This window comes from Coleofasciculus sp. FACHB-712, assembly GCF_014695635.1.
GTDB lineage: Bacteria > Cyanobacteriota > Cyanobacteriia > Cyanobacteriales > FACHB-T130 > FACHB-T130.
On the sequence record NZ_JACJOQ010000446.1, the window covers coordinates 1 to 12,449 of the forward strand.

Below are 12,449 nucleotides of genomic sequence, written 5' to 3' on the forward strand. Positions count from 1 at the left end.
AACAGCGCTACAAATGCGATCGCATAATTAAATAAGCCAAACTGTTCCGGCCCTAGATAGCGAGCTACCCATATCCCTACAATTAGGCTTAAGCCCATTTGGAGGATTTTGTCAGCGAACAGCCACGCGATGTTGCTGAACACCTTGCGTAGACCAGGGCTAAGCTTTTGATTGACCAGACTCAGCTTGTCTAACATCAGAATTGGGCAATTTATAAAGGGATAAAAATAGGGTTCGAGAACTAGGTCGTCCTACAGAACCCTATTTGTTTTTGCGATGAACAGAACAGAATCGATTATTTACCTTTAGCACCTTGCAAAACTTTTCTCACAAATTTTGCGGTTCGCATTAGTTTTGGTTGCTCCCACAAATACTGCAAGAAATCTGTTTTCAGTTTTGCCGCTGCTGAATAATTTTTGTACATTGCAGGAATCAAACGATACTTCATTCCTTTGTACGTGGCATAATCTACAGCAGTCGGAGATTCTGCATTCCGGCTACCGAATTCATATACCGCTGGTAAATAATGAGCGGTGAGAGATTTGCGAGAATATTGAGGATTAAGTGTTTCCAAGGAACCGTGAATCGTTCTAGAGTTCCAGAACAAGACATCTCCTTTTTTCAAGGCAGGAGCTTGGATATTACTCTTGTGAGCATTGATGTACTCCTTCAACTTTTCCAAGTAAAACCGATTAGATAGTTTTTCATCATCTGTTAACTCAAAGTCAACGAGATGGGATGTTGGTAAAACATAAAATCGACCCGCTTCTTCGTGGATGTCCTCCAGAGCAAACCATCCAGCCAGCAAATGACCGTTTGGCATGGAATCTAAATAGTACCAATCTTGATGGGCAGGGGTAGCCGTGTTCATATCAAAGAACATGGTTTGCATAAGGTTATGCTCCTCACTACCCGTCAGTTCAGTCAGCGCTTCCCTAACCTGCTGCAAACAGAAAATTTCTTTAGCTGCCTCAGTAAATCCTGGGTAATCTGGGTAATCGTGAACATCTCTAAAAGATTCTTCAGAGTATCCATTGGAAGTAATTGTATTGGTTTCCCATTTATTCGTTGATTGTCTAAAGAAAGGAGAGTTAGATGAAAGGATATTGGAGTTATACTCTTTTAAAATATTATTAATCGAATTTTCAGGAATGAGATTTTTAAAAACATAGTATCCGTTAGTTTCGTAATAATCTTTAGGGGTGTCCATAAATTAAATCCTTTAGGAACTGATTGTTTTAGTTCACTTTTAAACGTATATTATTAGATATCGAGAAAATTTTCCTACGTAAATATCCGGAAATTAGATAGCGAGAAAGTTTTCCTAGGTAAATATCCCGAAAAAGTGTTGAATGTTATTGCAACACGGCTTAACATATTTGGCTGAAACTCATCCTTAATTAAAGCGATCGCTTACCGAGCCTCTAACCCTTCTAGCGATCGCCTGATTGAGCAGAAACCCCTCAAGACCGGCAAACCAGTTCTTAAGCGCTGGAATTCTCTTGAGAACTTTTTCCTGTAGCGTCCAGGCATAATCGAACTGTTGCTATAACATAAAACAGCCAAGCATAGGTAATTGATATCAATCCAGTTTCAGTAATATTTGTCATAACTGCCCACGTAATCAGTAGCAGGGGCATGACTAATTCAGGTTCTTGGGTACGTTTCATATACTGAACTGCTAAAGCAATATTTGTTAAGAAAGAAAGACAAAAGAACCCTAATCCTACGAATCCCAAGTCTACAGCTAGGTCTAAAAAACCATTATGAGAATGTTCTGGCTTAAATTGGGTTTTTACCACGATGATGTCAGCCGCTGGATCGGCTGCTCCTCGCCAAGACTGCCAAAATCCTTGGTATCCATATCCCAGCAATGGATGTTGTTTAATGTGGTTGATGACTAAAGGCCAGAAGTCTGTGCGTCCAGTTAATGTCAAATCTTTATTCAGTGTATCTACAATAATAAATTCGGCATTTTGGGTAATTACAATACACAAACACATGGCGATAGCCATAAAAAAGATTATGCAGGCAAAAGCTAATCGGGGAGGCAAGTTTTTGATAAAGCGGATAACGATTAACACGCTTATCAGTAGAACCAACAGAACTTTCCCCATTCCGCTATTTGAGCGTTGTAAAGCAAAAATAGATAAAGCAGCAAAACCCAGAGATTGCCATTTAGTTTTTGGTTTGCGAACTGACTGTATATAACACATGACAGCTGTTAGACCCATCAAGAATCCAAAAGCATTTCCGTGGGGTAAAATTCCTTGCCAGCCCTTAGACGTTACTCCAATTGACGGTCTGAACAAAGCATAAAATACACTCAGTAAAAGTATGATTTTGTTGATAGTAAGCAATAAATCAAATAGTTCTTTCCATTTATACTGCTTACCAACGTAAACACAAAAAGCAGTTGTGCCTAAAAAAACTATACTAGCTTTGAGTGTATAAGTTGGAGTTCCTGACCAAGCCGCAGATAGAGTTAATAAAAAGAGTAATCCGCAAAAATAAACATTATTAATGAGAAGCCTAGAAATAACAAAAACTGAATTTTTAATGTTTTGCAAGAATCGCGAATAAATAATGAATATAAAGGTGGCGTAAATGCCGATTTGAAAAATCGTCGAATAAAGCTTTTTTCCGTGTAGATATAAAGCTCTAGGATGGATTTTATCAAATCCGGTTAAAGTAACTCCTGCGATCGCAAAGATTATTAAACCAATAAAAATTTTTTCTAATGTTTTAGAGGTCGCTTGACTTCTACCAGCAAAGTTAAACAACAATAAGATATAAATAATCGCACTGGTGGCAGCGATTATTAACAATAGAGGGTTTGAAGCGAGAGTACTCATGTTTAATATTCTTAGACAAGAAATAACGCGAAGCTGACCCTATATGAGTATAGCGACTGATTAAACCAGAGAAGAATAATGTATTTCCGTATATTTACGAGTATTTAATTCTTTTAAAGATACAAACTAAAAACTAGTAACTTCAAAAAGCTTACTATAAATAGGTTTAAGAGATTTACCTATAAAATGAGGATAAATAAATACTATTTAGAGTGGCAGGTTTCTACTCACACAGCTTAAATTTAAAAATATAAAACAAGTAGGTTATGTATGGTCGATCTAGGTTTTTATAGACAACTCACTCGAACTTCTGCCGGGATAACCTTAGTGGCAACATTTGCCTTTGCTTGCCCCAATCCTACCCAGGCGACTGTACCGCGTTTTCAAAAACCTACAATTCTTGCACAAGCGAATACTAATCCTGCTCGACCAGATATAGCCTATACATTGGGTGGAGGCGATCGCATCCGCCTTGATATCTTCGAGGTTCCCCAATATAGCGGCGAGTACCAAGTTCTCGCAGATGGCTCCTTATCCCTACCCTTGATTGGAACCCTATCGGTTCAGGGGCTAACCGTGCCACAAGCGACGAATGCCATTTCATCTGCATACTTTCGCTTCCTCAAACGACCCATTATCACCATTAGCGTTCTGTCTCCTCGCCCTATCAATGTTCGGGTGGGAGGAGAGGTGACTCGCCCAGGGGGCTTCACAATTCCCCTGATAGCTGGAGTCGGGAGCGTGCCTGGGTTCCAATATCCCACCGTAACCCAGGCAATTGAGCTGGCACAGGGAATTACGCTGACGGCTGATATTCGTAAGGTTCAGGTGCGTCGCAAGCTAGCATCCGGTTCCGAGCAAGTAATCAATCTGAACCTTTGGGAGCTGATACAAACCGGCGACAGCAGGCAAGATTTAAATTTGCGGGATGGAGACACTGTCTTTATTCCCACAACCAGCACCATTAACTTAGACGAAGTACGTCAAATTGCCACAACTCGTTTTTCACCTCCTTTAGAAGAACCCCGCAGTGTTGCAGTCGTAGGAGAAGTCAACCGTCCTGGTACTTATGTTGTGATTGGAGGAAAGACAACACTAGAGCAAAGAACCCTGGGACTGCCAACTGTAACGCGGGCAATCGATTTGGCTGGGGGGATTAAGCCCTTGGCTGATATTCGCCGTATCCAGCTGCGGCGACTCACCAAAGTAGGGACAGAACAAATTATCGATCTGAATCTTTGGCAACTCTTGCAGGCTGGGGATTTCAGTCAAGATACGCTTTTGCAAGATGGAGATACCATTTTCATTCCCACTGCATCAGCAGTTAACCCGGCAGAAATTTCTGAATTAGCGACCACTAGCTTTTCTCCCGGTACTATTAAGGTAAGTGTGGTCGGAGAAGTGAAAAGTCCAGGAGTGGTGCAGGTTGCGCCAAACACAACCTTGAATCAAGCATTGCTGACTGCGGGAGGATTCAATGATGCTAGAGCGAATCGAAAGGCGGTTGATTTAATTCGCCTCAACCCTGACGGTACAGTGTCAAAGAGTAAAGTCAATATTGATTTAACCCAAGGAATCAACGAGACAAATAATCCACTCGTCCGCAATAACGACATTATTGTCGTCAGCCGTTCTGGAAGCGCCAAAACTTCTGACAGTGTGCGAACATTCTTAGAACCGATCGAAAAGGTTTTCACATTCTTCAACATTTTTAATTTATTTGGAATTTTGGGAGACGATGACTAGGTAAGCATATATTCAGGGTGTATCTATAAACGTTTTCTTAAACCGTAGTTAGCTTTTTTTGTTCTATCTACTTCTATCTAATAGGTAAATGGATACCGAACACAATTCACAGCCATTCTTTAATAAGCGCACTAGCAATAGCAAGTTGACTCAGTCCTTGCCAGGGCACCTGACTCGACCCTCTGACGACAGTGATGAACAGAAGCTGGACTTGGCATGGCTATTAGGGGTTGTGCGCCGCCGACTCCCAGTTATGGCAGGGGTAACAATTATATTAACTGTCATGTCAGGAAGCATGATTGTCTTTACCTCAAAGCAGATTGCTCCAGAATACGAAGGAGCTTTTCGGCTTTTGGTGGAACCCGTGACTGCTGAAGATAGATTGGCGAAGCAATTTTTATCGTCTCAAACGAACAATGCAGATATCCAAAAAATCGAAGTAGAAAAATCTAGTTTATTGGATTATGAGACGCAAATTCGAGTTTTGCAAAGTACGAAATTGATGTTGCCAGTCATCAAGGAATTGCAAAAAAAATATCCGGAGATAACATATAACTCCTTAATGACGAAACTCTTAATTTTTCGAGTCAATTATGAAAAAGATGGAGTTCAATACGGCACCAAAATTTTAGAAGTTAGTTACCGGGATGAAGACCAGCAAAAAATTCAGTTTGTATTGGATAGTCTTTATAAAAATTATCTGAATTACAGCCGCCAAGAGCGCCTGTCAAGCCTTAAACAAGGAATTGAGTTTATCAATCAGCAGCTACCTCAGCTACAAGGGCAAGTTGATACGCTGCAAGCACAACTCCAAAAACTGCGGCAGCAGTATAATGTCAGCGATCCGGAACAAGCAGATTCCTTGCTATACGAGCAGGCTTTGACGCTTGAAAGACAAAGATCGGATACCCAAGCGGAACTCGCTGACGCGCAAGCGCAATATGCCAGTATGCAAAAACAGTTGCAAGAAGGGAACTCTACCGCAATTTTGTCTACTGATGCAAAAACCTACGAAACCTTGCTAGCGCAGATTCAAACTCTAGATAGTACTATTGCGGCACAATCCCCCCAATTTCGGGACGATAGCCCACCGATTCTGGTTCTTAAGGAAAAGCGGGAAAATTTGCAACGGTTGCTGAGCGAACAAGCCCAAGGGCTTCTCAAAAAATTGGAGGGAAGAATCCAAGGAATACAGGAGCGCTACCAAACAATTCTGAAAACTGAAAGGAAAATCAAAGCACAACTGCAAGAATTACCTGCGGTAGCCCGCCAGCACGCCGATATACAGCGAAAATTATTAGTTGCAACCGATAACCTCAAGCAATTCTTAGGCAAACGAGAAGCCTTGAACTTAGATGCTGCCCAGCAGGAAGTGCCTTGGGAACTGATTGAAGAGCCTCAGCTACGGCGCGATGAAGATGGCAACCTGATATCAGTAGCGACGAAACAAACGAAAAAACAGTTAGCGATCGCAATTGTTTTAAGTGCGCTATTGGGTATCGGGTTGGGTTTTCTCATCGAGGCTCTCAATACAGTCTTCCATACCCCCGAGGATGTCAAAGGGGAAACGAAACTGCCGATTTTGGGAGTGATTCCTTTTGCCAAGGAACTCAAGAAACCGCCCAAGAAACCCAGCAAACTCTCTACCGCAGCGGATGTTGCCGGTTTAAATCAACTTTTGGGTGACAATAAAGCAAATGGCAATGGTCGCAAGAAGCTAAATGTATACACCGATTCGCCATTTTTGGAAGCCTTCCGTTCTCTCTATACCAATATTCGCTTGCTCAGTTCCGGGACGCCGATTACTTCTTTGGCAATCAGTTCCGCAACACCGGGAGATGGAAAATCAACGGTTGCCATTCACTTGGCGAAAGCCGCAGCGGCAATTGGTCAGCGGGTATTATTGATAGACGCCGATTTGCGGCGTCCGAGTCTGCATACTCGCTTAAGCTTACCGAACGTGCGCGGACTCAGCGATATCATCGCCACGGATTTGAGTCTGAATGATGCCATTCAGCGATCGCCAGAAGACAACAACCTGTTTGTCTTAACATCAGGTCACAACTCTTCAGACCCGATCAAACTGCTTTCATCAGATAAAATGCAGTATCTGATCGAGCAATTTCAAGCCCGTTTCGACTTAGTGATCTACGACTCACCACCCCTAGTTGGTTTAGCAGACAGCAACATCTTGGCAGCGAATACAGATGGCACTATTTTAGTTGTGGGGATCGATCAAACAGACCGTTCCATGCTGATGAAAGCATTAGATGGACTAAAAATATCTGGTGGCACAGTCTTGGGTATCGTCGCCAATGGCATTAAAGGGTATACTTCTCCCGCGTATCCTTCCTATAGCCGCACCTATAGTCGCAATTAAGCGAGCTTCGGGGCAGGGGCGCATTCTTATGTTCGCTGAGTCCGTGCTTGGCTTTGCTGTGCTAACAGCACTGACTATCCAGTTTCTATAAAAGCGATCGCACAAGTGCAGAGCTTTTTAAGAATGGGAACAACCACAATCGAATTGCTTCTACATTACGGCGCTGCTGCACTCAAACGGGGTGAATGGAAATAATGAAGTTAAAGCTGAACTGGTTTCGGGACAAGGTTTTTCCAACGCTTCCAAGAACGCAAACGCTGCCATTTTTAGCAACCAGGCGGACACGCTTACTTGCTCAAAGCTTCTTATGGGGCGTGACGCTAACTTCTTTAAGCAACGCGATCGCACTTTTGTCAATTGGGGCACCCGTCTTAGCAGCAGAACGGGTAACGCTGCGCTTGGGACCGTTTCAGCAATCGGTCGCGATCGAAGATTTAGAGGATTTTGCCAAAACGGGGGAAGTTCCTGCAAGTCTCAAGCCTTACAAGGCATTGCTCAGCTCAGAATTTCGAGACATCCTCAACCGTCGCTTGCACCTAGATCCGAATTTGGGAGACAAAGTGGTGAAAGACGTGTTGCGATCGCCCGTTGGAGAAGAATTAATCAAGAAGCTGGGATTGGCGCTCCCGAATAGTACGGTAGAACAACTGCAAGCAGGTTTAACTCTAGCCTTGCGGCAAGCCAACGGCTTAAGCGTTATCAGCTTTTTGCAGTCCTATCCAGCCGACACCATTACCATAGACGCCTCTTCAGCGATCGCGATCGCCCTAGAATTCAACGCCCCCTACTGGCAAAGCGGAGCTTTAAGCCCTCTACTGGAGCGGGAACTAACCGTCACCAAAGGAAAATTTCGTCCTGCCTTTAACCCCGCCCAAGCGGGTTCCGAAACAGTACAGCAGCAGACTCTGACCTTTCACGACTGGCGACGCCAAGAGCCGATTCTGGGGACATACACCAGCGATCGCAAGATCGTCGTCGATCTTTACTGGGCAAACACAAACGAGAAGCCCCCTTACCAAAATTCTCAGAATCCCCTCGTGGTCCTCTCCCACGGCTTTGGAGCCGATCGCTCCTTCCTGGCTTATGTAGCCCGTCACCTAGCGTCTCATGGCATCACCGTCGCCGCCATCGAGCATCCGGGCAGCAATGCCAACCAAATCTTTGGCGGGCATTTTGGCAGCAACTCTGTGGGAGTACCCGGTTTAGTACCTTTGTTACCGGCGTCCGAATTTGTCGCCATGCCCAAAGATATTAGCTTTTTGCTTGATGAGCTAGCTCGGCTAAACCAGCTACCAGGTTCCCTTCAGGGGAAGCTGAATACCGAGAAAGTGAGCGTGATTGGTCATTCCTTGGGCGGCTACACGGCTTTAGCGTTGGCGGGAGGGGAACTGAATCTAGATGAGTTACGACAATTCTGCAAAAATCGCAATCCTCTAGGAAAATCGGGGGGCGATTGGTTGCAGTGTGCAGCAGCGGATCTGCCCGACCAACGTTTGAGCTTGCGGGATCGGCGCGTGGTGCAAGCGATCGCGCTGAACCCCGTCGTGGGAGACTTATTTGGCAAAAAAGGTCTTGGCAAAGTTAGCACTCCTACCTTAATCTTGACTGGCACCAGCGATCCCCTCACTCCATCGCTGAACCATCAACTACGACCTTTTACCCAACTACCCAGCCCGAAATATCTCCTCACAGCAATTGGCGGAACTCACTTAAGCATTAGCGATTTTGCTCCTGGTAGCCAAGGCGAACAGCTCACTCAAACAACCCTCGTCAACGAACGCACTGGTGAAGTAGCGGCTCCCCTGCGTCAGTTGCTTAAAGGCGTCACCTTGGCATTTGTCAAACAGCTGACTCCAGCCGCCTCAACTTACGAACCCTTTTTAACACCCGCCTACGCCCAATCTCTCTCTACCCCAGAACTGGCGCTGCGCCTGAATACGCAACTACCCCCAAGCGTTACTTCGTGGCTGGCTTTGCCACCACTGCCCTAGAAAGGCGGGCATCCCAATGAAATGTTTCTCAAAACTAAGGCAAGGCTCCGAGTTTTGGATAAAAATCCTGATTTAATCAAAGTCAAGCTGTGACTAATTAAAAGTTAGCATTAAGCTAATCGCTACTTTTAACAGTAGCCTCTTCAGGAGAGAGCGCATTATGGACCCCATCACGATTCTTGCCCCCCTCGCCTTAGTGATTATCGGCTATACAGTGGGTTCTGTGAAAATTATCAACGAAGGAAATCAAGCTTTAGTAGAGCGCTTGGGTCAGTACAATCGAAGACTCGCGCCCGGTCTCAACTTTATCGTTCCCTTTGTTGACTCAATTGTGGTGGAGGAAACCAGCCGCGAGAAGTTTTTGAACATTGACCCTCAACAGGCAATTACCAAAGACAACGTTTCGCTGAAAGTTGATGCAGTGGTGTACTGGCAGATTCTGGATTTGGAAAAGGCCTACTACGCCGTTGAAGATATTGAGCAGGCAATCGAAAACTTAGTTTTAACGACGCTACGCTCTGCGATTGGTCAAATGGAACTGGAGCAAACGTATTCTTCCAGAACCGAAATTAATCAGACTTTGTTACAGCAGTTGGATGAAGCGACGGCTGCGTGGGGAGTTAAGGTGACTCGCGTCGAGGTACGAGACATTACACCCGCAAAAACTGTCTTGGAGTCTCTGGAGCTGGAACGAGCAGCGGAAAGTAAGAAACGCGCTTCTATCTTGGAAGCGGAGGGAACTGTGAAGTCAATAGAAATTCTTAGTCAAGCTTTGCAGTCACAGCCTTTAAGTAGAGAAGTATTACAGTTTCTCGTTGCTCAAAGATATGTCGATGCCAATCAGAAATTGAGTGCGAGTCCTAACTCCAAAGTGGTATTTATGGACCCGAAAGCTTTATCAGAAGCCATGACTGATTTAATGTCTACTCCTGAACCTCCTAATGGCTCTAATGGCAATGGATCGGGAACTTAGAAGGTAAAAGTTTAAAAACAAAAATGAAAAGAGTTTTAAGAGCCGATCTGATTTGAAATTAAAAACATCACTTTTTAAGGCATTTCAAGACAGCGATCGCTCTTAGCTTTTCTATTTTTGTTTTCTGAAAATGGCATCCGCGACGCGACAAACGTCGTGCATAGGTTGGACATCGTGAATTCGGAGGATATCAGCACCTCCCGCGATCGCTCCGCAACAAGCCGCCGCCGTTCCCCACACTCTGGCTTTGGGATCGGGTTGATTTAAAATCCGCCCGATAAAACTTTTCCGGGATGGTCCCACTAACAAAGGAACACCTAAAGAATGCAACATCGGCAGGCGTTGCAGAATTTCCAAGCTTTGCTCGTAAGTTTTGGCAAAGCCAATGCCGGGATCGATGATAATCTTCGAGCGATCGATGCCAGATGCGATCGCTTGCTCAATTTGACTTGACAAAAACTCGGAGATTTCCCCCATCAAGTCCTGATAATTCGTCATCTGCTGCATGGTAGCTGGCGTCCCTCGGATGTGCATCAACACAATGGGGACTCCCAACTCTGCCACCACAGCAAACATCTCCGGGTCGAAAGTACCGCCGGAAATATCATTGACGATATCAGCCCCCGCCCCAATCGCTGCCCGTGCCACAGATGCCCGTGTTGTATCCACGGAAATCGGAACCTCAGAAGGATGAGGGATGTATCCCGGAGGGTGGGATAAGGGATTGCTGTGTTGAGCAGATTCTATGACTCCTACCGTAGAATCGGAGTCATCCTCGATCTTTCCTTCTGCACCCTTTCGGAGGGCTTGCACTACTGGTAGCACCCGATCCAATTCCTCTTCCAGAGAGATTTGGGCGGCTCCGGGGCGGGTTGATTGTCCCCCCACATCGAGGATATTGGCTCCGGCTGCCACAAGATGCTTAGCCTGAGCCAAGGCGTCTCCTAGCGTGTTAAAGTCTCCGCCGTCACTAAAACTATCAGGCGTCACATTCAACACACCCATTAAATAAGTGCGCTGTCCCCAGTCAAAAGTTTGACCCCGCAGGGTCAAGCTATTTTGGATTTTGGATTGATTCATCCGTCATCCGGCGAAGAAAGCGCCGCTTCGCTAACATCCTTATCCTTTTTGAAAGTTGACAATTCGGGCAAAACTGGCAGCCTCCAGACTGGCTCCCCCGACCAAAGCCCCATCGATTTCTGGCTGCGCCATGATTTCATCAATATTATTGGGCTTGACCGAGCCACCGTACTGAATCGAGACATTTGGATTTGTCAATTGAGTGCGAATCAAGCCAATCACCCGATTTGCTTCTTTTGACTCGCAGGTGTCGCCAGTACCAATTGCCCAAATAGGTTCGTAGGCAATAACCAGGTTCTCTTGATCAACGTCAACCAAGCCTTTTTTCAGTTGGGTAGAAATCAGGGATTCTGTTTCACCTGCATCGCGTTGTTGCTTGGTTTCGCCGACGCAGAGAATGGGCGTTAAACCGTAGCGTTGCGCTGCTTTCAGCCGTAGGTTCACAGTTTCATCGGTTTCGCCAAAGTATTGACGCCGTTCGCTATGACCCACAATTACGAAACGCACCCCAATTTCTGTCAGCATGGGTCCGGCAATTTCACCTGTGTAGGCTCCCATTTCTTCCCAGTGGATGTTTTGGGCACCCAGCTGCACGCGGCTACCGTGCAGATTTTTAGACATGATGCTCAAAGCAGTGAAAGGAGCCGCTAGGACTACTTCCCGCTCGTCTGGGGTTTCTTCTAGGTGAGACATGAATCCTTGCAAAAACTCCAGACTCTCGGTCTGAGTTTTGTACATTTTCCAATTACCGGCAATAACTATTTTCCGCACAGCTAACTCAGTCAAGTTCAGAATGCTAAAAACTGTAACCTCCAGTTTAGTACGGCGGGGGAACCCCTGCTTTAAAGGCGATCGCATTTACACTTTCTGGTCGCTAAAAGCGCAAATGTCAAGCGACGCGATAATTTCACCCCGCAATCCTTGCACGCCAACACTCGATCCGCAGGAGCGATCGCTCTGGGGATGCTGCTCTTAGCCGCTACTCACTTCAAAAATCTTTTTATTACTTTAGGTGGGTATTTACCCGAAAGATTCCCCCCTATCGTACGATGTTTCTCAAAAAAACATAGGGTTAAAATTATACCAGAACGTAAATAAAAAACTTAAATTATTGGAGTAAATATGAAACTAAAATTTTTAGCAGCCGCAGCGATTCTGCTTCCCTTAGGCTTAGTTGCTCCCGTCCGAGCCGAAAATCCCGCTCATGTCAGACGATTAATCGAAACTAAGCAATGTCAGAACTGCGACTTGAAAGGAGCCAATCTTGTAAGTGCCCATCTCACTGGGGCTGATTTGAGAGGGGCAAACTTGCAGGGAGCTAACCTAGCGAATGCCAACTTAGAAGGTGCCGATCTAACGCAGGCTAATCTGGAAAAAGCTAATTTAACGGGTGTATTTGCAAATAGCGCCGATCTCCAGAAAGC

Annotated in this window: 10 protein-coding genes; 5 read left to right on the plus strand and 5 right to left on the minus strand. The window is 45.2% G+C overall.

Annotated features, from left to right (window positions below; genetic code table 11):
• The 3 genes from H6F50_RS14020 to H6F50_RS14030 all read right to left on the minus strand — a co-directional run.
• Positions 1-197: oligosaccharide flippase family protein (locus tag H6F50_RS14020; RefSeq protein ID WP_190429165.1), on the minus strand; the 197-nt coding region annotated here is incomplete at its 3' end.
• A gap of 98 nt (positions 198-295) precedes the next feature.
• The gene (locus H6F50_RS14025) at positions 296-1,210 is read right to left on the minus strand and encodes a phytanoyl-CoA dioxygenase family protein (protein WP_190429166.1); all 915 of its coding nucleotides are present in this window, start codon (positions 1,208-1,210) and stop codon (positions 296-298) included.
• Between the two features lie 274 nt (positions 1,211-1,484).
• Positions 1,485-2,855: an O-antigen ligase family protein gene (locus H6F50_RS14030; RefSeq protein WP_190429167.1), complete on the minus strand. Its 1,371-nt coding sequence runs from the start codon at positions 2,853-2,855 to the stop codon at positions 1,485-1,487.
• 270 nt (positions 2,856-3,125) lie between these two features.
• On the opposite strand from H6F50_RS14030, the gene H6F50_RS14035 reads away from it, so the two are divergent.
• The 4 genes from H6F50_RS14035 (at position 3,126) to H6F50_RS14050 (ending at position 9,945) form a co-directional block, all read left to right on the plus strand.
• Complete coding sequence (locus H6F50_RS14035) at positions 3,126-4,601, plus strand: SLBB domain-containing protein (RefSeq protein WP_190429168.1); 1,476 nt, start codon at positions 3,126-3,128, stop codon at positions 4,599-4,601.
• An 88-nt stretch (positions 4,602-4,689) separates the two neighbouring features.
• Positions 4,690-6,981 (plus strand): polysaccharide biosynthesis tyrosine autokinase, encoded by a 2,292-nt coding sequence (locus tag H6F50_RS14040; RefSeq protein WP_190429169.1) that lies wholly within the window; start codon positions 4,690-4,692, stop codon positions 6,979-6,981.
• Positions 6,982-7,175: 194 nt separating this feature from the next.
• Positions 7,176-8,972, plus strand: coding sequence for an alpha/beta hydrolase (locus H6F50_RS14045; protein WP_190429170.1), 1,797 nt, complete (start codon positions 7,176-7,178; stop codon positions 8,970-8,972).
• A 160-nt stretch (positions 8,973-9,132) separates the two neighbouring features.
• A complete protein-coding gene (locus tag H6F50_RS14050) occupies positions 9,133-9,945 on the plus strand; it encodes a stomatin-like protein (RefSeq protein WP_190429171.1) in 813 nt (270 codons plus the stop codon).
• 111 nt (positions 9,946-10,056) lie between these two features.
• Here the strand turns inward: H6F50_RS14050 and folP are convergent, their stop codons facing one another.
• Together folP and tpiA are read right to left on the minus strand one after the other, a co-directional pair.
• Positions 10,057-11,010 (minus strand): dihydropteroate synthase, encoded by a 954-nt coding sequence (gene folP, locus H6F50_RS14055; RefSeq protein WP_347277166.1) that lies wholly within the window; start codon positions 11,008-11,010, stop codon positions 10,057-10,059.
• Between the two features lie 54 nt (positions 11,011-11,064).
• A complete protein-coding gene (gene tpiA / locus H6F50_RS14060; RefSeq protein ID WP_190411832.1) occupies positions 11,065-11,796 on the minus strand; it encodes a triose-phosphate isomerase in 732 nt (243 codons plus the stop codon).
• A 351-nt stretch (positions 11,797-12,147) separates the two neighbouring features.
• Between tpiA and H6F50_RS14065 the strand changes: the two genes are divergently transcribed.
• On the plus strand, positions 12,148-12,449 hold a 302-nt coding region (locus tag H6F50_RS14065), incomplete at its 3' end, for a pentapeptide repeat-containing protein (RefSeq protein WP_190429173.1).